The organism is Elusimicrobiota bacterium, assembly GCA_016722575.1.
In the GTDB taxonomy this organism is placed as follows: Bacteria; Elusimicrobiota; Elusimicrobia; order FEN-1173; family FEN-1173; genus JADKIY01.
Genome location: JADKIY010000005.1, coordinates 102,558 through 125,960, shown reverse-complemented (window position 1 = coordinate 125,960; position 23,403 = coordinate 102,558). Strand labels below are relative to the sequence as shown.

Here is a 23,403-nt window from a genome sequence, read left to right as displayed (position 1 = left end):
GTTCGGTTGTTGGGAACCGGCACCTCGGTCTGCGTCCGGAATCGATGACGTCTTCCCTTATATAGCCCCCGAACGGGGCGGTGTCAAGACGACGATTTAGGCGGGCCGAACGACGCGGAAACGGGGAATTTGAGCGAGCCAACCGGCGGATCGGGCCCGTTGGTAGATTAAACGAAGCGCTTTTTCCCCTTGGGGGCCGAGATCGAGAGTGTCCCGATTGACATACATCTTTACGAATTTCTCCCCCACCGCCGCCCCGATGCCCCGGCCGTAGCGGAGCGCGTAGGCCACCGACGCTTTTTTGTCCCGGTAAGCGAGGCGGATGCTTTGCGTTAGGGCGGCGGCCAATTTCCGGGCCAGGCGGATCCCAAGGTCCTTTCGAACCACGTCGAGACCGAGCGGCAGCGGCAACCCGGTTTCCCGGTGCCACCATTGGCCCAGATCCAGGACTTTTTCCAATCCGTGAGCGCGGTACGTCAGCTGCCCTTCGTGAATGATCAGGCCCGCGTCCACCCGCCCCGAACGGACGGCATCGATGATTTTGTCGAACGGTTTGTCCACGGCGGTGAACCCGGGACGCGCGAGGCGCAGCGTCAACAGGGCGGTGGTTTCCGGCCCCGGCGTGGCGATCCGAAGGCCGGACCAATCCTTGGCGCGGAGGCGGTTCCGGCGGTCCGGGCGGCAAACGACGAGCGGTCCGTAACGGCGGCCCACGGAGGCACCCACGGAAAGAACCCAATAGCGGTCCGCCACCGACGGGAAGGCGGCGGCCGAGATGGCGGTGATGTGGTGGCGTGATTTCCGGGCGTCCCGGTTCAACGATTGGATGTCTTTTAAGACGTGCCGGATTCGCCAGCCGGGCAGGGGCACTTTGCCTTTGGCGATCCCGTAAAACATGAAAGCGTCGTCGGGGTCCGGGCTGTGGGCGACGGAAAGAATTCGCGGGCGGGTCACGCGTCGGCCTTGGAGGAAAGATAAACGCATCCGTCCCGAACCGCCACGGGATACGTGGTCTGACGGGTTTCCGGATTGACCACCAAAGACCCGGTGGAGACGTCGAACTGCCAGCCGTGCCAGGGGCACGTCACCGTTTTTCCCTCCAGGCGGCCGTCGCTCAAGGGCGCGCCCCGGTGGGGACAGGCATTGTCCATGGCGTGAAAAGCCCCCCCGACGTTGAAGACGGCCACTTCTTTTTCGTTCACGGGGACGACGCGGGCGTCCCCGGGCGCCAAATCGGCCACGGCGCAAACTTTGAGGCGGGGCACGGGCTCAGCGGGCGGCCGGGACACGGGCCATTTGGGCAATCAATTCCCGGCAGAAGGCGGGCAAATCGTCCGGCGTGCGGGCGGTGATCAGGCAGCCGTCGACGGCCACGGCTTGGTCCACCCAACGAGCCCCGGCGTTCACGACGTCGTCTTTAATGGCGGAGAAGGACGTCACCGTTTTCCCCCTCAGGAGGCCCGCGGAAGCCAGGACCCAACCGGCGTGGCAGATGGCCGCCACGGGCTTTCCGGCCCGGTGCATGTCCCGGACGAAGGACAAAACGGTTTCGTGCCGCCGCAGGAAATCGGGCGCCCAGCCCCCCGGAACGACCACGGCGTCGAATTCCGCCGGCCGAATTTGCCCCACCAAGACGTCGGCCGTCGCCGGGTAGCCAAATTTTCCTTTGTAATCCTTGACGGTTGTTCCGACGAAGACGACGGTCGCGCCCTCTTCCTTCAAACGCAGGGCCGGGTACCAGACTTCCAAGTCTTGAAAGTCCTTCTCCAGCAAGATGGCCACTTTTTTGCCTGTGAGCGTCACGCCGTCGCCTCCCTCCGTTGGCCCAGATGAAGAGACCAAAGGTAATTTAAAAATGTTCGCACCACCGCGCCGGTGGCGCCGGGAGCGCTGGTGGGCGTCCCGGCGGCGTTCCACCCCACGCCCGCCATGTCGATGTGGGCCCAGGGTTTTCCCGCCACAAATTCCTCCAGAAAAAGACCGCCGATGATGGTGCCGGCTTCCCCCGGGTTCCCGATGTTCTTCAAATCCGCCACCTTGCTGCGAAGGTGCTCCCGGTAGGTGGTTTCCAAGGGCAGCGGCCACAGCTTCTCGCCCGCGGCGTCGGCCGCGGCCCGAAGCCGCTCCGTCAGCCGGGGGGTGTTGGAAAGGCACGCGGCGATGTTTTTCCCCAGAGCCACCGTGGCCGCGCCGGTCAAGGTGGCGACGTCCACGATCTCCTCCACGTCCAGTCGGGTCGCAAACGTCAGCGCGTCGGCCAACACCACGCGCCCCTCGGCGTCGGTGTTGAGGACTTCGATGGTCTTGCCGTTCAGGGCCGTGACCACGTCGCCCGGCTTGTACGCGTCGGGGCCGGGCATGTTTTCCGTCACGGGGGCCACCCCGTGCACCTCGATGTCCGGCGCCAACCGGGGCAGAATTTTGAAAAGCGAAAAGACGGTGGCGGCCCCGGCCATGTCGTATTTCATCGTCATCATGCCGTCGGCGGGTTTAAGCGACAAGCCGCCGGAATCGAAGGTGATCCCTTTTCCGACGAAGGCGATCCGGCGCTTGGGTTTTCCGGCGGGGGTGTAGCGAAGATGGACCAGGACCGGCGGATGGGCGCTCCCCCGGTTCACCCCGAGCAAAGCTCCCGCGCCCATTTTTTGAAGGGCTCGCTTATCGTAGACCCGGACCCGAAGTCGCCCTCCCGCCAATTGTTGAGCCCAGCGGCCCAGCGTGACCGGTGTTTTGTGGCTGGGCGGTTCGTTGATCAGATCCCGGGCGCAGGCCACCGCCTCGGCCCAGAGGGTTCCCAGGCGCACGCCCTCCATCGCCTCGCGGAGGTCGGGGGTCGGCGCGTCAAAAACGATTTCTTTCAGGAGGTCGCCGCCGGTTTTCTCGGATTGGTGTTTATCGAAACGGTAAGCGGCCAGTCCCACGCCCTCGGCGACCGCCCGGGCGGCTTCGGCCGCGGGAATTACGTCGTCGGCGATCAGAAAACGGGCGGTGGTCCATCGGGTGGACCGCAGGCGCCGATAAGCCCCCGCCCCGAAGAGGCGGAGGGACTGTCCGTCGGCGGACTCTTTTTTCCCGAGTCCGACCAAGAGGATTTTTTCGGAGGCCTGGGCGTTCGGGCCCGAGATCAAATGGGTTTCGCCGATTTTGCCGGTGAATCCGTCGTCCCGGGCGCCGGTGAGAAGGGATTTCGGCCACGCCGCGGCCCGCCGGGGCCAAACCGGGTCGCCCGGGGTCTGAAAAACGGGGAGGACGACGGGGCGGCCGCCGGCTTTGGAATCGACGCGCAGGCGGGGGATCACGATTTTTGAATGCGGGCGACGAAAGAGGCGGCGGGGGCGTCGCCGAACCCCAGAAACCGGTGGCCGGATTCGACGCACCACGCCGGGAGGTCCCGACGGGTGCTGGGATCGTCGCCGTGAAGTTCCAGGATGTCGCCGGGCCGCATTTTCTCCAGGGTCAACGCCGCCAACAACGTCGGCATGGGACAAAAACGGCCCCGGGCGTCCACGGTGTGCGCCGCGGGCGCGGGACGTTCCACGACGTCAGCTCCGTGGGGAGTCGAAACGGGATTGACAGTGAATGCAGTAGCGCGCGTGGGGGATCGCTTTTAGGCGCGGAACGGCGATCTTCGTCCGGCAGGATTCGCAGAGCCCGTACGCCCCCGTGTTGATTTTGCGGAGCGCGGCTTCGACCGCGTCCAAGGACTGGCGTTCGTTGTCCGACAACTCGAACAAGAGCTCGCGTTCCGCGGATTTGGTGGCGGCGTCGGCTTCGTCCCCCACCTCGTTTTCGGTTTCGTTGTCCTGGTTTTCGCGGACCAAATGAATGATGTCTTCCCGCATTTGCAGCAGGCGTTTTTCATAGGCCTGGGTGCCGGGTTGCTTTTGGACCCGCTTTTTTGCCGGAGGGTTCGGAGCCCCTGTTTTTTTCTTCGCCATGGTCGTCTCTCTTTCTGGAAGGCGCCGCCGAGGTCAGCGGACGGCCACCACTTTCACGGTCCGGAGGGCGTCGCCTTCCTGGCCGACGACGCGGATATCTTTCTCGGCCAAATCCGTCAGGTAGTTTACAATTTCCGGAGTGATTCGTTCGCCCGGGATCAACACGGGGATGCCGGGCGGGTACGGCGTCAACGTTTGCGCCGAAATCTGGCCGATGGAGCGGGACAGGGGCACGCGCTTGGCCTTGTGGTGCAGAAACACGTCCCGGGGATTCATGACCATTTCGGTGGTGAGTTCCGGAATGGGGAGCACCCAGTTCTGCGCCTCGCCCCGGTATTTGCGGTCGATGTCGGCCAGGGCGTCCACCAGGCGGTCCACGTCGGATTTTTCGGACCCGATGCCCATGATGGCGATTAAATTGAACAGATCGGCGGCGTCGACCTGCACTTTGTATTCCCGGGCCAAAATGTCTTCGATCTCGTGTCCCGAAAGGCCGGTGCGGGTGACGTTGACCGTCAGTTTCGTCGGGTCCATGTCGTAGCCCCGGGCCTGAATGTCTTTGCGCGTGATGCAAAAAATGTTTTTGAGCGTGTTGAGCCGTTTGCGTCCCGCTTCGGCGGCCCGGATCACTTTCTCGAGGCGTTTTTCCCCCTCCATCACGGCTTGCCGCCGCGCCAAATCCAGGCTGGCGAGAATGACGTAATTGGGGCTCGTGGTTTGAAGGAGGGAGACGACCCGTCGCACCCGGGTGATGTCCACCAAGTCCGATTGAACGTGGACCACGGATCCCTGGGACAGGGCCGAGAGGATTTTATGGGTGGATTGAACGCACATGTCGGCCCCCGCTTCCACGGCCGAGATCGGCAGGTCTTCGTGGAATTTGAGGTGGGGACCGTGGGCCTCGTCCACCAACAGGATTTTCCCTCGGGAGTGGCAAATTTCGGCGATCTTCACGAGATCCGCCGTCACGCCGTTGTAGGTCGGGCTCGTGACGACGACGGCCTTGGCCTCCGGGTAAAGCCGAAGGGCCTCTTCGATTTGTTCGGGGCTGGAGTCGAAAAGGATGTCGAGGTTTTGGTCGACCTTGGGTTGAATCCAAATGGGCCAAACGCCCGAGAGGATGACGCCGGCCATGGTCGATTTGTGGGCGTTTCGCGAGATGATGACGGAATCGCCCGGCCCGCAGGCGGACATGAGCATGATCATGTTCCCGACGGAGGATCCGTTCACCAGGAAGAACGAGTGCTCGACGCCGTAGGCCATGGCCATCAGCTGTTGGGCTTTTTTGATGGGGCCCACCGGGTCGTGGAGCGAGTCCACCTCCGGGAAAACCGTGACGTCCATGTAATACAGGTTCCGCCCGGTGAAGTCGCGGAGGCGGGCGTCGATGCCCCGGCCGTTTTTATGGCCCGGCGTGTGGAAGGAGACCACGCGGTTTTTGGCGTGGCCCAGCAAGGTGTCGAACAGCGGGGCTTTGTTTTGCCTCATGGGATTTTGGCCGGCCGAAGCGCCGGGCCCACATTTAAGGGCATTTCTCCCCCCTTGTCAAGAAAATTTCCGACGGAAAAGGGCGGGTCTCGATCGACGGAGAAAATCTAAAATCGCGCGCCGATCAGGAGGCCGAAATCATACGCGTCTCGGGTCAATCCGAAGAGCAAGGCGCCCTGAAGCGCCAAAGGCGCGTTGGGCGGGTTCCAGAACCCGCCGGGCGCCAGGTAGACCTCGGTCGTTTTGTCCGGCGAACGCACGCCGTTGATTTTGTCCCGGCCGTGGTCCACCAGGCGAAGGTCGGCCGACGCCGTCCACTCCGAATCGATTCGGCGTTCGCCGCCGACGTTGAAAGAGAGGGTTCGCCCCCAACGGGTGTCGGAACCTTCCGTGTGGAAGCCGACTTCCCCGCGGGCGTACCCGGTCAGGGAGGCGATGGGGTAGCTGAATCCGCCGCCGGCCAGGAAGCCGAACCCGCCGGCGCCCAGCCCTTTGTCGGGGTCGCCGGTCGGCAGGGAGAGTCCGAATTCCGCCACGGCCGCGGCCGGCTTGGGCACGGCGGCGGTCGGCCAGCGGTATTTGGCGGCCAGGGTCAAATCGTTGAGGCCCGAATCGCTTCGGGAACCGGTCCCGTCCAAGGAGGCGTAACCCCATTGCCCGCCCACCTCCCAGTTGTCCCCGGACGGAAGGCTCAAGGCGTAGGACAATTCGGTCAGGTCCGTCCCCCGGGCGCCCCGGCCCACGCGGACGTTCACCGCGTGGTTCCATCGGCGGGTCGGAAGATCCGTGTCAAACCCGGGCGCCCAGGGTTCCACCGTGTTGAGGCGGGCCCGCAGGGGCACCGGCGCCGTTCCCAAAATAAGCAAAGACATCCAGACTTGTCGTGCGTTCATCGGTCGTTCCCTTCGGGTGGATTTGGCCTAGTCGGCCAGGTCGTCCGGCGTGAGGGCCGGTGACGGTTCGTCGGGGCGTTTGTCGCCCAGGGTGGAGTGGACGAAATAACTGAAGACGATGGCGCTTCGCCGCGCCGGCAGGTCGATCATGGTGTGGCGCACGGCGGGCGACATGTTGTCGACCGCCCGCAGGAAGACGGCCTTCTTGGGATTGGCGCGGATTTCGGCGGCGGCGGCCTCGAGCATGGGATAGGAATCCGTGGTCAATTGGTCGGTCATGGGCAGAAAAATGCGGTTCATGTAGAGCACGACTTCGATTTCGTTCCTCTTGTCGTCGAGCCACACGGGACTTTCCTTCCCCAGCACTTTCCGCCGGTAATCTTCCACCAGGGCGTCGCGTTGGGCCAGGATGTCTTTGGCGGTGGGTTTGTCGGCGGCCACCGTCGTGGTCGGCTTCTTGCCTTTGCCCTTGGCGGTTCCCGCCGTCCGGGGACCGGGGCGAAACTGCGGTCGGAAGGTTCGAATGGAGCGGGGCGCGCCCGGTGTCGGGGCGGCGCCGGGCGCGCGCAGTCCGGGCCCCGGCAGATTGGGGACTTTGGAGGGTTTCTCCACGCGGACGCCCAATTCGCCCTCCACAATTTTGTCCATGCACCGGTTCCGGTATTCCTTGGCGTCGGCGTTGTTGGGGTCGGCGTTGATGACGTTCAAAAACAGGCGCATGGCCTTTTTGTAGTTGCCCTGATCGTAAAGCTTTATGGCGCTGTCCATCATTTGAGCGACGTCGTCGGCGGCGCGCGCCGGAATCGTTGCCGATCCCAGGCAGAGGCCCAGGAAGGCCAGGGGCAGGACCCAACCAAACGCGGAGCGGGGCGCGGCGGTCATAGTTTGGCCGAGAAAACGATTTCGCTGATTTCGCCCCGTTCGACGGCGGGGGCCGCCTCGAAGACGAAGGCGGTGGAATCGAGCATGAGCGACTGTTCCAGCAGGGATTGGAGGGTTTTGAGCCGGGCGCGGGCCAGGGACAATTCGTTCGGTGTGTAATAGACCGTCACGTGGTAGACCGTTCCGACGGTGCGCCTCATTTGGCTCAAGAGGGATTTAAAGGGCGGCGCCATTTCCGGGAAAATGTCGGCCGAGCCGGTCCCGAAAAGGCTTTCGTTTAGGAACTCCGTGCGCCGGATGTCCCCCTGGGTGTATTGCATGACGTCAAAGAGAACCGGTTCGCCGTAGAAACGGTCGATTTTTCCGCTTTTGCCCGTCAAAATCAGGAGGGGCGTGTACACCTGGCCGGTGCGGATTTTCATCAACCCTTTGTCCTGTCCGTCCCACACAATCAGGTCTTTGGGGATTTGGTCCCCCTCCACGCGGTAGATCATTTGATTCGCCTCGTCCAGAACGCGGAAATCCCAATGGGCGGCTTCCATGCCGGGCGCCAATTCCATTTGGATAAAGGGCGGCGTGGGAATGTTGACCGGGAGCGACCCCATGACCTGGCGCGGTGCCAAGAGGGCGAGGGACAGGAGTTCCCCGCCGCCGATGTGTTCCATGGGGCCGTTCAACACCCGGTCGGTTTGTCCGTCGCGGGAAAGCCCCGCGATGTCTTTGAACGGCAAATCCAACGGCGGCGGGTCCAGCACCACGGGGATTTCGTCCCGGGCTTCGCCCGTGATCGTGACGTCCATGGATTCCTCGTCGTCCCCCTTTTTAAGTCCCACGTCTTCCGGAAGGGCCTCCGCCGACCCTTTGGCGGTCACTTCGGCCTTGGGACCCGATTCGGATTTAATGAGGGACTTCCCCGCGGGGCGTGCGCGTTCCTCCTTCGGCGGTTCCTTGGTTTTTCGCGCGGCCTGCAACGGGACGGCGAGGAGGCCCGCCAGACCCACCGCCCACAACCGGGTTGTGTTTTTCATCGGAGGGAGAACGTCATGATGATGGTGCCTTCCTGATCTTCAAAGTGGTCGAGCGGAACAAAGGACCATTTGCGAATGGCCCGCACGGCGGACCGGTCCATGTCGGGGTATCCGGATGTCCGGACGATGCTCACGTCTTTGACATTCCCCTCCGCCGTGACGACGAATCGAAGATGAACGGCGGACTCGATGCCTTTGGCCCGGAGAATGGCCGGGTATTCCGGTTTTTCCTGATAAATCACTTGGCGGCCGGTCAAGGGCCCCGTGATGGTAAACGCCGGTCGTTGGGCGCGCGCGACGTTCCCGGTGGCCAAACCGGCGGCTCCGCCGGCCAACCCGTTCCCGGTTCCCCCGGGCACTCCGGCGTGGGCCGCGCCGCCGGACAGGGTTCCGCCGGTCCCGTCGCCGCCCAAACTTCCAAAACGTCCTTTGTCCTGAACGGGGATGGGGTCCAACACCGCGGCGTCCACCGACCCGGTTTTGGTGGTTTTAATCGCGATCGCTCCGCCGCCCCCCGCGCCGACTTTGATGCCATCGCCGGAGCCGATGGAGCCGATTTGGCCCGATCGAACGGAAAAACTGCCCTTGTTGCCCAGGAGCGCGGGGCCGGCCGGCCCGCCGCCGATGTCGCCCAGGGGCCGTCCCGTGGCCGCGGGCCCCGCGGCGGCGGAACCGCCTTTGAGACCGGCGGGACCGCTTCCCAATTGGGGGGCGGTCACGTGGTTGAAGACGCCTTTGTTGTTCAACGCCGATTCGGGCAACTTAATGGGGCCGGTGGCCAAACCGCCCTTGGGGATGGCGGGGGGGACCACGTGCGGCTTGACCGCGGGAAGTAGGTCGCCCTTCAAGCGAGCTTCCTGAATACGTTTGATTAAATCCTTGTATTGGGGCATGTCGATGGGGTTTTTAATGACGGGGCCCGTGGTCGGCCGGACGGAAATGGGATTGGAAAAGACTTGGGCGTTTAGATTTTCGAGCAACTCCACCTTCACCACCCGGGGTTCGGCCCGGTGGGTGTGGGGCGCGGCTTTGAATTGTAGGAAAAGCAACGGGGCGTGCAGAAGGAGGGCGACCCCAAAAAGGGCCGCGTCCAACCCCAAGGGGGGCCGATCGTAGAGCATCTCCCAATCGCGCATCAGTCCGCCTCCGGGGACGAATTCCCCGTTGGATACGACACCGTCCGGGTCCGAAAGTTCCTCACGAGCCGGCCTTGTCCTGGATCAGCTGCGTGCCCACCGCGATGTTCTTCGCGCCGGCGTCTTTGATTTCCTTCAAAACGTCCGTTAAATCGCCGTAACTCACGTTTTCGTCGGAGCGTACGATGACCAACACGTTTTCCCCCTGGAGCCGCAGGAGAGCCCGGACCGACGCCGTTAAATCCTTGCGCTCCACCAAATCCGTGTTCAGGGCGATTTTGCCGTCCGGGGAGATCGTTACCGACAGGCTGTTCTCTTTTTCTTCGTGGGCGTGGGCCTTGGGCAAATTCACCTCCACGGGCACTTTTTCCAAAAGCGGAGAAATGATCAGCAAAATGACCAGGAGCACCAGGCAAAGGTCGATGACCGGGACGATGTTGATCCCGGCGATGGCGCCGTCCCCGGTGATCCGTCGACGGACATCGTCGGTCATTTCTTCCCCCCGGGAAGGTCTTCGCCCGATTTAACGAGCGACACGCTTTCCGCGCCGACGCCCTTGGCCAAGTCCAGCACTTCCACCACGCGGCCCACCGGAATGCTCTTGGCCGCGGTGACGAGCACCGGGCGCTTGGCGTTCTCCTTCAACCGGGCGTCCAGAGCCACCATCAAAGCGTCGAAATTTTCCACCTTCGCGTTGTTCAACGTGTAGCCGTCGCCGGAAATGGCGATCAACAGCGGCTCCGGCGGTGTTTCGGCCGGGTTTTCCTTCGGCGTGTCCCCCGCCCCTTCGTTTTTAATGGTCGGCACCGCCACGTGGATCATGGACTGGCTGATCATGGGCGAAAGCACCATGAGCACGATGAGAAGCACCAACGTCAAGTCCGCCAACGGGACGACGTTGATTTTCTCGGTTTCTTCCAGCTCCCCTTCTTGGGACGGGTCGTGCATAAAGAGTCTTTAGAGGTCCTTTCCGGACGTGACGATGATGGCGATTTCCTGCCCGAAAATATTCAGGCTGTTGAGCAGATGCCGCATGCGGAAATTGAAATAATTGTAAATGAGCGCGGCGGACACGGCCACCGCGATGCCGGAGGCCGTGGCGATCAGAGCTTCGGAAATACCGGCCGCGACCACCGTCGGTCCCCCCTGGCCGGAAACGGCCAAATCACGGAAGGCCGTCATGACGCCCAACACGGTTCCCAACAGTCCCAGGAGCGGGGAAATGAAGCTCAAGGTCCCGAAGAGGCCCAGGCGCCGACCGAGCAGGGATTGGGTGCGCTGAAAGTAGAGGGTCAAGACGTGGTCCATTTCCTGGCGGTTTTTGTGATGAGCGGCCGCGGCGCCCAAAACGGCTTCCAGGGCTTCGGCGATGAGACCTCTGCCCCGATTCGCGGTTTCCTTGGCGTCGGCCAGGCGGCCTTCGAGCAAATGATCCTTGATGCGCCGGAAAAGTCGGCTGTCCAGTTGGCCCATGCGGGAGTAAAAATAAAGGCGCTCGATGGTGACGGCCACGAGAACAATGGACAGCACCAACAAAACGGGCATGACCAAACTGATCTTCATTATTTCGATGAAACTCATGTGCGGCATGTGTGTCCTCCGGGGATGTTGAAAATCATTTCGCGGCCGGTCCCAGAGCCGTCAATTGTTCCTGGGCGCGCCCGCGGCTTTCCGCGTCCGCCGCGTTCTTGACCACGTCTTTGTAGGCCCCCGCGGCTTGGGGCAACTTGCCCTGCAAAACCAACAAATCCCCCCACTGAAGGAGGCCGGCGATTCGGTAAGGATCGCTCTTGTTCGGCAGGGCGGCCAAGCTTTCGTACGCCTTCTGTTCTTCGGGGGCGTTTTTGATTTCCCGGAACACCCGCGCCACATTGTAGAGGGCTTCGGGGTACTCGGCCCGCCGGGGGGGCGTTTGGCGGTAAATCTCGGCGGCTTTTTGCTCCTGCCCCAGTTTTTCCAGAAATTGTCCCAACTGCAGGTAGGCGGTTCCGAGGTCTTCGGCGTTGGGGAAGGACGCGGCGTAGCTTTGCACCGCGTCGATGGCTTCCTCGACGTTTTGCGCTTGAATGTAGGACAAGGCGGCGTTCAGCGACGCGTTTTGGGCCAGGGCGTCTTTGGGAAACGTCTGGGCGAACAGCTCAAAGGTTTGAGCGGATTCGGGGAATTGTTTCAAATTGTACCGGCTGACCGCCAAATGAAACATGGCCAGATTGCGCTGGGCGTCGTCCTTGTAGGACTGCAAAAAGCCTTCGTAAGCCACGGCCGCTTCCTGGTATTTTTCCTCCAAGAAAAGCGCTTCGGATCGATAAAAAGAGGCCTGGGGCGCCAGGGAGGACGTGGGGAAGTTGAAAATGATTTTTTCGAAAAGCTCCCGGGCCTTGGGGTAATCCTTTTCGTTGTAGAGTTTGGCGCCCTCTTCCCAGTACACGTCGACCAGCACGGGGTTCTTGGTTTGGCCTTTGGTGAGCGCGTCGATGTCTTCGGGCGATTTGCCGGTTTTGTAATAGGCCATCTGAAGAAGCTGGGCGACCTGGACCGACTGCGGGTCCCGGGGATACTTGGCCAGGAAATCCTTGTAGGTGTCGATCGCCTTCGAGAAATTCTTGTCGTTGTAATAGGCCTGGCCGATTTGAAGCAACGCGTCCTTGGCGAATTCGGTCAGCGGGTAATTGCGCATCAGGTCTTCGAACCCGGCGATGGCCTCGGAGAATTTGGCCAAATCGAACCAGGTTTTGGAGGCTCGGAACAAGGCGTCGGGGGCGCGGTTGTCCTTGGGAAACTGGCGGACCAGCTTCGTCCAGTTGTCAATGGCATCGGTGTAGTACGAGGACCGATAAAGGGCCACGCCGCCTTGAAAGAGGGCGAAGGGGAGTTTTTCGTTTTTCGGGTCCACTTGTTCCATTTGCCGATAGAACCCGGCGGCTTTTTCGTATTTCTTCGCGTTGAAAGAGATGTTGGCCATGTCCAAGGTCAACTTGCCCATGAGCGCCCGGTCGCCGATGTCGCTGGCGTTCTGGTAAGCCCGTTGAAGGATCGGCAGGGCGGTTTCGGAGCTTTTGCCGAGGGCGCTCGCCAGGGCCTGGGCCCGCAGGGCTTGGGGAAGCCAGGGGTGCCGCGGGGGCGCGATTTTCGCGAACTCCTTGAACAGCGCCTCGGACTCGTCGCCGTGGCGCAACTTCAGATGCGCCTGGGCCAGCCAGTAAAGTGTTTCCGGATAATGGTTGCGCACGCCGTTGTCGATGGATTCCCACAGGCTGTTGACCTGGGTGGTCACGGCCTTGAACTGACCCGCCCGGTAATAATTCATGGCGGCCAACTGGGTCGCTTTGGCGGCGTAGGGGGTCGCCGGAAAATTTTCAACGACCAGTTGATAACTCGCGAAGGCTTCGGGCAATTTCCCCAATTTGTTGAAGGCGTACCCCTGGACCAGGAGGGCCCGCGGCGTCAGGTCGGCGTCGAGCTGGGTGCTCAGAAAATCGTTGGCCAAGTCGATGGCTTTTTTGTAATCGCCTTGGGCGGTATACCCCCAGATCAGCCGGTACATGTTGTCGACGGATTTTCGTTTGGTCTTTTGGGCCGACTCCAAAATGTCGATCAGGTGCGTGACCTTCTTTTGCTCCGCCAGGGCTTCGGACAACAGATAGGTGATGTTGGACAGGAGCATGGGGTCTTTGTTGTCGTCCGCCAAAATCGTCAGCTTTTCTTCGGCCGCTTTAAAATTGTTCTGTTGCATGTCGACGCAGGCCATGCGGTAGTAGGCCAGGGTTTCCCATTGGTCCGAGGGGCGGTCCCGGTAGATGTTCTGAAAGGTTTGCGCGGCAAGATTGAAATCCTTCTGCTGGTAAAACGTCTCCCCCACCTCGAACCGGGCGCGGTTGGCCCAGACGGATTCGGGGTGGTCCTCCGTGATGCGGCGGAAAACGGCGGTGGCCTCGGGAACGCGTTTGAGTTCCCGAAAGCACAGGCCCGCGAAATAGAGGCTCGCCGGGTTGCCTTCGTCTTTCAAAAAGTAATCCAACGCCCCTTCGTATTTACGCACCTCCCATTGGATGAGCCCCAACGGAAACATGTAGCGCGGGTGGATTTTGTAAGACGGATAAAAGGCGATCAATTCCTGGAAATGGACGAAGGCTTTTTCACGTTCGCCTTTGGCCACGCAAGCCAGAGCCAATCCAATAGTGGCCTCGGGCAGGATGGACCGGACGGCGGATTGGGCGGCGGCGGTGTAATAGCCGCTGGCCGTGGCGAATTGCGCCATGCGCATGTTGCAGTCGGCCAGCTTGATCAAAACGCTGGCCCGGAAAAATTCGTCCGCCTGGGGGACCTGAACGATGGTTTGGAGGATTTCAGCGGCTTCGTCCCATTTGCCCTGGGCCATGAAGGCGTCGGCCACGGCGTATTGGGTCCGCAGGCCCTCAATGCCGGGGGCGTTTTTTTGAACGAAGGTCAAATAATTTTGGAGGGATTCCGCGGGTTGGTCGGGTTTGAATTTGAATTGAAAATACCGAATGGGTTCGGATTCCTTGGCGCCCAGGGGCGTGGCGGCGGCGGGGAGGAGCCCCCCGAGGAGGACGGCCATGAAACGGCCGGGGACGGACCCGATCCACCGCGGGAGGGGCCGGTCTCAAAGAGGCAATCGTGTGCGGGTGGCATTCTCTTAATTATAGGGTCCGCGAGGCGGATTTGCAATACCGTTACAGAATTATTTCCAGGCGCGGGAGTTTATTTGGAGGCGGGCGCGACGCGAAGAAGGGAACGTCCTTTTTCGTCGCTGCGCCGTTGATTGGGGTCGCGAACGGTTTTCCCGTCCACGAGGAAATTGTAGGCGTGGTCCCCGGGGACGACGTCCACCGCAAGCGTCCAAAGACCCGAGGCCGATTTTCGAAAAGCCGCCGGGGTCCAATTGTTGAACGTTCCGGTAAGGAAAACTTTTTTGGCGACGGAATTTCGGTAACGGAAGGCCACTCGCGCGGTGGGGGCGGGTCCGGTCGAGGCCTCCACGCCGCCGGGCGTCGAGGTCGGTGGGGCCGAGACCGCCGTCGCCGTGGAAGTCGCCGTCGCGTCGGAGGTCGTCGTGGAAATCTCAACGGCGGGGACGGCGACGGGCGCCGTGGAGGTCTCCACCGCCGGGGTTTCCGCCGGAGGCGCGGCCGGCGGCGCCACGGGAGCGGCCGCCGAAGCGGGTTTCAATTCCCCGTAGCGTTCGTAGGCGCGGTAACCGGCTCCCCCGATCAGGGCCAGATCCAGCAGCATCAAAAGAAGTATTCGAGAGCGCGTCATGCGGGCGGGGTGCCGGGGGATTCGGCCAAATGTTCCAGGATTTTTTGCAGGCCGTAAACCTTTTCTTTAAAAGCGTGGAATTCGGCCGGGTCGATTCCGCCGCCGGCCGGGGCGGCGCCGGGTTCGGAGGCCCCCGGGACCGGCGCGGGGGCCTGGGCCACCGTTTTGGCCAGGTCGTCGATTTTCTTGGACAGTTCGCCGATTTCCTCCAGGCGTTTTTCCATTTGGCTCAACCGCTTGAGGAGCGGGTCGAGGAAAAGCGGGTCTTTCTTCACTTCCCCTTCCAGCGATGCCACCCGACGCACCAGCAATTCATACATGGCGACGTCGACGGAGCCCGGGGACGGCGGGGCCGCGGGTTTCGGCAACTCGGCCGGCGGCAGGACCATGGTTTTGGTCGCGTCGGCCGGCGGGGAAAGTTTGGTGGTCGCGTTGGGAGCGGGGGCAACGGCTTCCGACTTGGCGGGCCCTCGCACGGGGAGGGGCGTGGCGGTCGGGCCCACGCCGCCCGCGAGGGAATTCAGATCGGGGGCCTTTTCCGCTTTGAAAAACTTGGCCGCCAACGCCAGGAAGATCATCCCCCCGAAAACGGCCGAAGCGGAAGCGATGGCGAAAATCGGGTCGCCCATCAGCTCCACGTAGTTGTCCCACAGGGGAAGGAATCGTTCCATCATCAGAATTTAAAGGAATTGGATGGGCTTGTCAATCATGGAAAAAGGCCCCGCTGCCGAATCGCCTTGGCCAAACGGTCCAAGGCCACGAGAAACGCGGCCAGGCGAAGGTCGGTTTTGTTTTCCCCGGCCACCCGCCAGACCTCCTGAAAGGCGCGCAAAAGGATGGCACGCAGTCGGCCGCGCACTTCCTCTTCGTCCCAAAAAAACGCTTGCAAATCCTGGACCCACTCAAAATAACTCACGGTGACGCCGCCGGCGTTGGCCAGAATGTCGGGCACCACGGTCACCCCGCGTTCGTTCAGCAGCCGGTCGGCCTCGGTGGTGGTGGGGCCGTTGGCTCCCTCGACGATGAACCGGGCTTTGACCCGGGGCGCGACCTCCGCCGTGATCTGGTTTTCCAGCGCGGCGGGAATCAGCACGTCGCAGTCCAGTTCCAGAAGTTCCCGGTTGGTGATGGCCCGTCCCTTCCGATAGGTCGACAGGGTTTCTTTCTCGCTGTGACGTCGAGCGTCGTCGATGTCGATTCCCTTCGGGTCCGCCACGCCGCCCGTGGCGTCCGAAATTCCGACGATGCGGGCCCCGGCTTCCCGCAAGATGCGGGCCGCGTTGGAACCGACGTTGCCGAAGCCCTGAACCGCGATGCGCAAGTCCTTGAGCTGCCAATTTTTCACCCGGGCCAATTCCTGAACGATGAAGAAGACCCCCCGGCCCGTGGCTTCCCGACGACCCAGGGTTCCGCCGATTTCCACGGGTTTGCCCGTGACGACCCCGGGGACCGAATGGCCCACTTGGGAGGAGTAGGTGTCCATGATCCAACCCATGATTTTCTCGTTGGTGTTCATGTCGGGGGCGGGAATGTCCTTGTCGGGGCCGATTAAAATGGAAATTTCGGAGGCGTAGCGGCGCGTCAGGCGTTCCAATTCCCCCTCGGAAAGGGTTTTGGGATCGCAGACCACTCCGCCTTTGGCCCCGCCGTAGGGAAGGTTGACCAAGGCGCACTTCATGGTCATCCAAAAGGCGAGGGCGGAAACGTCGTCCAAAGACACGTCCGGGTGGTAGCGGATGCCGCCTTTGGCGGGTCCCCGGTCCACGTTGTGCTGGACGCGGTAACCCCGAAAAACCTTCACGGAGCCGTCGTCCCGTCGGACGGGGACGGACACTTCCAGGATGCGTTTGGGGTGGCGGAGGCGTTCGACGATGTAGGGTTCGAGCCCGAGGCGTTGAGCGCCGCGGTCCAACTGGGCAAGAGCTTGGTCCCACAGAGTCGGTGGCGTCATGGTGACGCTTAACTCTACATCCGGCGGAATCGTTTTGCCAGGTCTTCGTTGGTCAGTCGGAGGAACGTGGGCCGTCCGTGGGGGCAGGTCCAGGGGCTTTGGCACCCCTGCAGCCGGCCGATGACCCCGGCCATTTCCGGAGCGGAGAGAACGGCGCCGGCCATCAAGGACCCCCGGCAGGCGGCGCGCACGCGAAGGGCTTCGAGTCCCCGGGGAATTTTTCCCGAGGTCAAATCGTCGGCCAACCCTTCCAGAACTTCCCGCACCCGGGGCGAATCCCCCAGGGCGGCGGGCACCGCGGTGACGCGAAAGGACGCCGCGCCGAAGGCCTCCAACCGGAACCCGAGCGATTCAAAGGCGGGGCGTTGCTCCGTTAGGAGGGCGGCCGCTTCCGACGCCGGCTCCCACACCCAGGGAAGAAGGAGTCCCTGTCGGGCGCCGGTTTCGGCGTCGGCGGTCAGCCGTTCGTAGAGGGCCCGTTCGGCCGCGGCGTGTTGGTCGAAAATGAAGAATTCCCCCCCCGCTTGAGCCAGCACGTACGTCCCGTAAATTTGGGCCAGGGGGGCGAAGGCGGCCGCTTGAAACCACTCCCGGGAAAAGCCCCCGTCGCCGGCCTCGGCGTTGGGCGGGGCGGGGGTCAACGGTTGCTGAAATTCAAAGGCCGCCCGGGTTTCCGTGAGGGAGGGCGGACGGGGAAAAGCGAAGGGGGCCGGGCGGACCTCCGCCGACTCCGCGCGCCCCGCCGCGGGGGCGAAGGCCGGGGCGGTGTGCACGTCCCGGGAAAGGGCCTCCTGGACGGCGCGGCTCACGAACCCGTGCACTTGGTCTTCGTGGGAAAGACGAACGTCCTTCTTGGTGGGGTGGACATTGACGTCGACGAATTCCGGGTCGATGTGGAGGACCAGCACCGCCGCGGGGTGTTTGCCGATGGGCAGCCGTCCCCGATAGGCGTCGTAGAGGGCGTGGGACAGGCGGCGGCTGACCACGGGGCGGCGATTGATAAAAAATCGTTGGTAGCGGCCCGTCGGTTGGGCGCTCAAAACGTCGGACACCCAGCCCGACACGCTCATGTTGGCGCCCCGGGATTCGACGGGTTTAAGAGTCCGGGCGCGGTCGGCGCCCCACAGGCGCGCCAGACGATCCCGCAGGGCTTCGCGGTCGCTCACCGGCACGGCGGGCAGGACCAAGGGCGGGCGGTCCTCGGAAAGGATTCGCAGTTCCAGGCCCGGTTCGGCCAGGGCGACATCTTCCACGGTGCGGAGAAGGAGGGCCCGTTCGGTGGCGTCGGATTTTAAAAATTTCAAGCGCGCGGGCACGGCAAAAAAGAGGTCGTCGACGGTGATCGTGGTCCCCGGGGGAACGCCCGCCGGGCCTTCGCGCAATGGTCGGCCGGCTTCCAGGGCGATGGACCAGCCTTCGCCGTCGGCGGAGCGGGTGGACAAGCCAAAGCGGGAAACGGCGGCGATGGAGGGAAGGGCTTCCCCCCGAAATCCGTAGGTCGACAGGGTTTCGAGGTCCGCCAGCGCGGCGATTTTGGAGGTGGCGTGGCGTTCGAGGGCGAGCCGCGCGTCGTCGGGGGTCATGCCCCCGCCGTCGTCGGTCACCCGCAGGCGGCGCCGTCCGGCGTCCCGCCATTCGATTTCGAGGCGCCGGGCGCCCGCGTCCACGGCGTTTTCGAGGAGTTCCTTGAGGACGGAGGCGGGCCGCTCCACGACCTCGCCCGCCGCAATGCCCCGGACGATGTCGTCCGGCAGCTTTCGAACTTTGTTCTTCAATGCTTCAACTTAACGGGTTTGCCGCAGAGGGTCCAATAGGCGCATTGCCGGAAGCAGACGTCTTTGAGCCCGAAGGAGATCTTGAGTTCGCAATCCTGGAAGTCTTCGGCCATTTTGGTGATGCGGTGGACGGTGTCGTGGGAAAGGTGGTCGAAGCGGACGCCGATGGCGGTGGTGTCGCCTTTGACTTCGGTCCAGGCCACGCGGCCCTGGAGCTCGAGGTTTTCCAGGCCGTGGACGTCGAGCAGAATTTTGAGTTTGGCGTCGCCGGACACGTGGGCAAAGACGACCAGGGCCATGCCGCCGGCGGACAGGTTCGTGAGGACGGCGGGGACCTCCCGGGGCGGCTGGTCCATGACGAACAGGTCCACCGGCTCGGCCATGTCTTTTAAAACGGGAAAGCGTTTGTGTCGTCGGTTGTCGGGCTTCAAGGGACCCTCCTTCAAGGGGCGCGTCGGACTCCGCGGTCGAATGATAACAAAGCCGTCCCCGCGCGTCGAGTCCCGCGCGGCCTTACAATCCTTTTTTCAGTTCCGCCAATTTCTGAAGGGCCTCGAGGGGCGTCAAGCGTTCGGGGTCCAGGGCGCGGAGCGCTTCCAACACGGGGTGGTTGGAAAACAAATCCATTTGCCCGTTGCCGGCGGGCCGCACGGGCAGCCGGGCGTCCCCCTTCTCGAGGGCCGCCAGGAGAGCCGCGGCGCGCGTCACGCAGTCGGCGGGAAGTCCGGCCATTTGGGCCACGTGAACGCCGAAGGAGCGTTCGGCGGGCCCCGGCCGCACTTCGTGCAGGAGCACCAGGTCGATTTTGCCATCGGGTTTCGTCCACTCCCGGACGGCCGCGTGGGCGTTGGCGATGCGCGGAAACCGGTCCGGCAATTCGGTCAACTCGAAATAGTGCGTGGCAAAAAGAGTTCGCGGGCCGGCCGCGCCCCGCCCGGCCAGGTGCTCCGCCACCGCCCAGGCGACGGCCACGCCGTCGTAGGTGGAGGTCCCGCGCCCGACTTCGTCCAGGATCACCAAGCTTCGGGGCGTGGCGTTGTGGAGGATGCTCGCCACCTCCTGCATTTCAACGAGAAAAGTCGACGCCCCCGCGGCCAAATTGTCCCCCGCGCCGATGCGCGTGAAGATCCGGTCGACGATCCCCACCGTGGCCCGGGCGGCGGGGACGTAGGAGCCCATTTGGGCCAAAAGGACGATCAGGCCCGTCTGCCGAAGATACGTGGATTTTCCCCCCATGTTGGGGCCCGTGACCAGGAGAAGTTGCCGGTCGGCGCCGTCCAGCTCCAGGTCGTTGGGCACGAAGGCGCCGCCGCCCGTGGCCTCGAGCATTCGCTCCACCACCGGATGGCGGGCGCCTTCCAGTCGCAACACGGGGTCGTTCGTCAATCGGGGCCGCGTCCAATGGCCGCGTTCGGCCGCTTCCGCCAGGGAAGCCAACGCGTCGGTTTCGGCCAACCCCTCCGCCAGGCGAATGAGGGATTCCCGGTGAGCCAAAATTTTCTGGCGCAATTCGGCCAAAAGGTCCCGTTCCAGGGCCTTGGCTTTTTCCTCCGCGCTGAGGACCTTTTCCTCGTGGGCTTTGAGTTCCGGCGTCACAAAGCGCTCCGCGTTCGTCAGGGTTTGTTTTCGGATCCATTCGGGGGGCACCTTGGCCAAATTGACCTTGGAGACCTCGAGGTAATAGCCGAAGACCGAGGTGAATCCGATTTTAAGGGAGCCGATCCCCGTTTTTTCCCGTTCGGTCCGTTCCAAATCGGAAATCCAGCCCCGCCCATGGCGCGCGAGCTGCCGCCATTCGTCCAAAGGCGCGGAATAACCGTCCCGGATGACGCCGCCGTCCTGCAGGCGCTGGGGCGGATCTTCGGCCAGCGCCTTCTCGAGCAATTCCCGGGGGCCCGAGGGAACCTGGAAGGTTCGGGCCAGATCCCCGAGCGGGTGTTGGCCCGCCAGCGGTTCTCCGCCGGAACAGAGGGTTTTCTCCAGATCCGGCGCTTGGCGGAGGGTTCGGCGCAGGGCGCCGAGGTCCCGCCCGGAGGCCGTTCCCGCCGTAAGCCGGGAGAGGACGCGTTCCACGTCGGCCGTTTCGCGCAGCAGGTCGCCCACGGCGCGCCGGAGACGGCCGTGGGTCAGTAAAAAATCCACCCGGTCCTGCCGGGCGGCGATGGCGTCCAAATCCATCAAGGGGTTTAACATCCAGGCTTTGAGTCGTCGTCCGCCCATGGCCGTGCCCGTGTGGTCCAACAAATTCCAGAGGGCGGTGGGCCGTTGGGGGTCGCCGCCGTTGTCGGGCGGAAAAAGGTCCAAGCGGCGGAGGGCCAGGGCGTCCAGGGTCATGAACCGGGCCGGAGCGTGGGCCCGGGGCGGGCGGAGGGCGTTCAGGGCCGCGGCCTGGTTGCGTTCGATGTAATTGAACAGAGCCGCCACCGCGGGAAGGGCCGGATGGTCCGCCGGAAGTCCGTAGCCGTCGAAGGAGCGAACCCCGAAAAGCGTCGGCGCCCGGCGAAGGGCGGAGTCCGGCAGGAAAGAGGCGGCGTCCACGCGGGTGACCGGGCGTTGATCCTCGGGCGCGGGGCCGCCGGCCGGCCACAGAGTTTCCCGGGGGTCCCACCGGGACAGTTCGTCGGCCACGCCGGCGCTCCCCGGAAGGGCCGCGAAGGACAATTCGCCGGTGGACATGTCGGTCCAGGCGAGCCCCCAAGGCGAGGTCCCCCGCCCCGGCCAAACGGCGGCCAAAAAATTATTTTGTTTGGCCGACAACAATTCTTCCTCCAGCACGGTGCCGGGCGTCACCACGCGCACGACGTCCCGCCGCACCATGCCTTTGGTGGTCGCCGGGTCTTCCATTTGCTCGGCGATGGCCACGCGCCAACCCCGCTTGAGCAATTTGCCCAGGTACCCCGGCAAGGCGTGGTGCGGGAGGCCGCACATGGGAATCCCCTGGCGTTGGGTCAACACGAGCTCGAGAATGGGCGCCGCCCGGCGGGCGTCGTCTTCGAACAATTCGTAGAAGTCGCCCAGGCGGAAAAAAAGGATCGCGTCCGGGTTTTGGGTTTTGAGGGCCTGGTACTGACGCATGATGGGCGTGGCGGTGGGCGCGGCGGCGGGTTCAGACATGGAAAAACCGTTTCACCGCTTGAAGCCGCCGGAGCCAGCGATGGGTGCGTTGGACGCGGGTCACAAAAAAGCGGGTTTCGGGGAAGGGAATGTCCCGGGTGGACAGGGAGCCGTTGCCCCGCCACGCCCGGGTGTTGGTCGGGCCCGCGTTGTAGGCCGCCAGAAGGGACACTTCGTCCTCGCCGAATTCTTTTCTCAGGAGGGAAAGATAGTGAACGCCCAAATGGATGTTGATGTCCGGTTCCTCCAGATTAAGCGTCGAGGGGTTTTCCCCCACCCGGACGGCCATCTCCCGGGCGGTGTCCGGCATGAGTTGCATGAGGCCGATGGCGCCCCGGTGGGAACGTGCCGAGGGAGCGAAACCCGATTCGACGCGGACGAGGGCCAAAACGAACAACGGGTCGATGCCGTATTGCCCGGCGTAGAGGTCGATGGCGTCTTTGTGGATCAGGGGACGGGTGACCTGCCAATAAAACCGAGCGGGAACGGCCAAGGGAATCAGGAGGGCCAACGCCGGAACAATAAAGGCCCAGCGGCGGGGGCGTCGTTTGAGACCGGGGGTCATGGGCACGGGGTCCCGTAAAGGTTCTTCCCATCGGCTCGGACCACCCGACAGTCCACGAGGGCGCCCACCGGGGCGTTGGAATTTTCGATGAAAATTTTACGGCTGTGGGGGGTTCGGGCTTCGAGCGCGTCGCCCCGACGGGCTTCGATCAACGCTTCCGTTCGGGCGCCCACCTGCGCCGCGGTTTTTTGCTCCGCCAAACGGTCGGTCCATTCGCGCAAACGCGCCAATCGTTCTTCCTTGACCTCGATGGAAACGTCATCGGTCCGGGACGCGGAGACCGTTCCCGGGCGGGGCGAATATTTGAACGTGTAGGCCCCGTCAAAATCCACTTCCCGCACGAGGGACAACGTCTCCGCGAAGTCCTCTTCGGTTTCCCCGGGGAAACCGACGATGAGGTCGGTGGTGAGGGCCAGGCCCGGAACCGCCCGGCGCAGCCGGGCCGCTTTTTCCACGTAATCCCGACGGGAGTAATTTCGGCGCATGAGGGGCAAGAGCCGGTCCGACCCCGATTGGGCGGGCAAATGGAGGTGCGGGCAGACGGAGGGGGTTTCCGCCACGGCGGCCACAAATCGATCGTCCACGTGGTGGGGGTGCGGGCTCATGAACCGGATCCGCCGGACGCCCGGCTCGACCGCCACGGCCCGAAGCAGATCGGCGAAGTCCCGGATCTCGCGGCCGTCGGGACCGGGGTTGGGGCCCGCGGGTCGGTAGGAATTGACCGTTTGACCCAGCAGGAGAATTTCCGGTTGGCCCCGGGCGGCCTTTTCCCGCACCTCCGCCAGCAAACTCGCCGCGGGGCGGTATTTTTCCCGCCCCCGCACTTGGGGGACGACGCAATAACTGCAGGAAAAGTTGCATCCCCGCATGAGGGTCACGTGGGCCGTGACCGAGGACGGCGTTCCGGCGGCGCCCGTCATCCAGCCCCAGGCGTCCAGAGCTTCCCCTTCGCCGTCGTAGGCCAGGGACGGGAGGGCGGCGTCCACCAGCTCGTCAAAGCGGTCGATGGATTTGGCGCCGACCACCACCGAGACGTGGGGAAACCGTCGCCGGATGGTCCCCTGCAGTCGTTCGGCGGCGCACCCGGCCAAAATGACGCACCGGCTGGGGTCCTGGCTTTTCCAAGGGGTGAGCCGGCCCAAATAAGAGAGGGCTTTGTGTTCGGCGTGGTCCCGAACGGTGCAGGTGTTGACCAGGATCACGTCGGCCTCGGCCGGTTCTTCGGTCGGGGCGAATCCCCGGGCCGCCAGGCGGCGGCCCATTTCCTGGCTGTCCGCCACGTTCATCTGACAGCCGAAGGTTTCGACGTAAAATTTCATAATCCCGTTATTTTACCATGCCCGGGGCCCGTCG

At 63.4% G+C, this 23,403-nt stretch carries 23 protein-coding genes; all 23 read right to left on the bottom strand.

What is annotated here, in order from left to right:
* Window positions 1–96 precede the first annotated feature (96 nt).
* The 23 genes from IPP68_09450 to miaB all read right to left on the bottom strand — a co-directional run bounded on the left by IPP68_09450 (window position 97) and on the right by miaB (window position 23,369).
* Entirely contained in the window at window positions 97–939 is an 843-nt protein-coding gene (locus tag IPP68_09450; protein ID MBL0350584.1) for an ABC transporter substrate-binding protein, read from the bottom strand.
* 11 nt (window positions 940–950) lie between these two features.
* On the bottom strand, window positions 951–1,265 hold the full coding sequence (locus IPP68_09445) for a Rieske (2Fe-2S) protein (GenBank protein MBL0350583.1): 315 nt from the start codon (window positions 1,263–1,265) through the stop codon (window positions 951–953).
* A gap of 4 nt (window positions 1,266–1,269) precedes the next feature.
* On the bottom strand, window positions 1,270–1,803 hold the full coding sequence (locus tag IPP68_09440; GenBank protein MBL0350582.1) for a type 1 glutamine amidotransferase: 534 nt from the start codon (window positions 1,801–1,803) through the stop codon (window positions 1,270–1,272).
* A complete protein-coding gene (locus IPP68_09435) occupies window positions 1,800–3,299 on the bottom strand; it encodes a leucyl aminopeptidase (GenBank protein ID MBL0350581.1) in 1,500 nt (499 codons plus the stop codon). Before IPP68_09435 ends, IPP68_09440 begins: the two co-directional genes overlap by 4 nt.
* A complete protein-coding gene (locus tag IPP68_09430; GenBank protein ID MBL0350580.1) occupies window positions 3,296–3,481 on the bottom strand; it encodes a sulfurtransferase TusA family protein in 186 nt (61 codons plus the stop codon). Before IPP68_09430 ends, IPP68_09435 begins: the two co-directional genes overlap by 4 nt.
* Window positions 3,482–3,542: 61 nt before the next feature.
* On the bottom strand, window positions 3,543–3,938 hold the full coding sequence (locus tag IPP68_09425) for a TraR/DksA family transcriptional regulator (GenBank protein ID MBL0350579.1): 396 nt from the start codon (window positions 3,936–3,938) through the stop codon (window positions 3,543–3,545).
* Between the two features lie 33 nt (window positions 3,939–3,971).
* Complete coding sequence (locus tag IPP68_09420) at window positions 3,972–5,426, bottom strand: aminotransferase class I/II-fold pyridoxal phosphate-dependent enzyme (GenBank protein MBL0350578.1); 1,455 nt, start codon at window positions 5,424–5,426, stop codon at window positions 3,972–3,974.
* Window positions 5,427–5,533: 107 nt separating this feature from the next.
* Entirely contained in the window at window positions 5,534–6,319 is a 786-nt protein-coding gene (locus IPP68_09415; GenBank protein MBL0350577.1) for a hypothetical protein, read from the bottom strand.
* 27 nt (window positions 6,320–6,346) lie between these two features.
* Window positions 6,347–7,201, bottom strand: a complete 855-nt coding sequence (locus tag IPP68_09410; GenBank protein ID MBL0350576.1) for a hypothetical protein — start codon at window positions 7,199–7,201, stop codon at window positions 6,347–6,349.
* Entirely contained in the window at window positions 7,198–8,229 is a 1,032-nt protein-coding gene (locus IPP68_09405; protein MBL0350575.1) for a hypothetical protein, read from the bottom strand. Before IPP68_09405 ends, IPP68_09410 begins: the two co-directional genes overlap by 4 nt.
* Entirely contained in the window at window positions 8,226–9,365 is a 1,140-nt protein-coding gene (locus tag IPP68_09400) for an energy transducer TonB (protein MBL0350574.1), read from the bottom strand. Before IPP68_09400 ends, IPP68_09405 begins: the two co-directional genes overlap by 4 nt.
* Window positions 9,366–9,426: 61 nt before the next feature.
* The gene (locus IPP68_09395; protein MBL0350573.1) at window positions 9,427–9,858 is read right to left on the bottom strand and encodes a biopolymer transporter ExbD; all 432 of its coding nucleotides are present in this window, start codon (window positions 9,856–9,858) and stop codon (window positions 9,427–9,429) included.
* A complete protein-coding gene (locus IPP68_09390; GenBank protein ID MBL0350572.1) occupies window positions 9,855–10,313 on the bottom strand; it encodes a biopolymer transporter ExbD in 459 nt (152 codons plus the stop codon). Before IPP68_09390 ends, IPP68_09395 begins: the two co-directional genes overlap by 4 nt.
* Window positions 10,314–10,322: 9 nt before the next feature.
* Window positions 10,323–10,955, bottom strand: coding sequence for a MotA/TolQ/ExbB proton channel family protein (locus IPP68_09385; protein MBL0350571.1), 633 nt, complete (start codon window positions 10,953–10,955; stop codon window positions 10,323–10,325).
* A 25-nt stretch (window positions 10,956–10,980) separates the two neighbouring features.
* Window positions 10,981–13,944, bottom strand: coding sequence for a tetratricopeptide repeat protein (locus tag IPP68_09380; protein ID MBL0350570.1), 2,964 nt, complete (start codon window positions 13,942–13,944; stop codon window positions 10,981–10,983).
* A gap of 143 nt (window positions 13,945–14,087) precedes the next feature.
* A complete protein-coding gene (locus IPP68_09375) occupies window positions 14,088–14,645 on the bottom strand; it encodes a glycogen-binding domain-containing protein (GenBank protein MBL0350569.1) in 558 nt (185 codons plus the stop codon).
* A complete protein-coding gene (locus tag IPP68_09370) occupies window positions 14,642–15,319 on the bottom strand; it encodes a hypothetical protein (protein MBL0350568.1) in 678 nt (225 codons plus the stop codon). The genes IPP68_09375 and IPP68_09370 overlap by 4 nt, the downstream gene beginning before the upstream one ends.
* A gap of 32 nt (window positions 15,320–15,351) precedes the next feature.
* The gene (locus IPP68_09365; GenBank protein ID MBL0350567.1) at window positions 15,352–16,596 is read right to left on the bottom strand and encodes a Glu/Leu/Phe/Val dehydrogenase; all 1,245 of its coding nucleotides are present in this window, start codon (window positions 16,594–16,596) and stop codon (window positions 15,352–15,354) included.
* A 14-nt stretch (window positions 16,597–16,610) separates the two neighbouring features.
* Window positions 16,611–18,371 (bottom strand): DNA mismatch repair endonuclease MutL, encoded by a 1,761-nt coding sequence (gene mutL, locus IPP68_09360; protein MBL0350566.1) that lies wholly within the window; start codon window positions 18,369–18,371, stop codon window positions 16,611–16,613.
* Window positions 18,368–18,802 (bottom strand): PilZ domain-containing protein, encoded by a 435-nt coding sequence (locus tag IPP68_09355; GenBank protein MBL0350565.1) that lies wholly within the window; start codon window positions 18,800–18,802, stop codon window positions 18,368–18,370. Before IPP68_09355 ends, mutL begins: the two co-directional genes overlap by 4 nt.
* Before the next feature lie 82 nt (window positions 18,803–18,884).
* The gene (mutS, locus tag IPP68_09350; GenBank protein MBL0350564.1) at window positions 18,885–21,485 is read right to left on the bottom strand and encodes a DNA mismatch repair protein MutS; all 2,601 of its coding nucleotides are present in this window, start codon (window positions 21,483–21,485) and stop codon (window positions 18,885–18,887) included.
* A complete protein-coding gene (locus tag IPP68_09345) occupies window positions 21,478–22,050 on the bottom strand; it encodes a lytic transglycosylase domain-containing protein (GenBank protein ID MBL0350563.1) in 573 nt (190 codons plus the stop codon). The genes mutS and IPP68_09345 overlap by 8 nt, the downstream gene beginning before the upstream one ends.
* Window positions 22,047–23,369 (bottom strand): tRNA (N6-isopentenyl adenosine(37)-C2)-methylthiotransferase MiaB, encoded by a 1,323-nt coding sequence (miaB, locus tag IPP68_09340; GenBank protein ID MBL0350562.1) that lies wholly within the window; start codon window positions 23,367–23,369, stop codon window positions 22,047–22,049. Before miaB ends, IPP68_09345 begins: the two co-directional genes overlap by 4 nt.
* Window positions 23,370–23,403 lie beyond the last annotated feature (34 nt).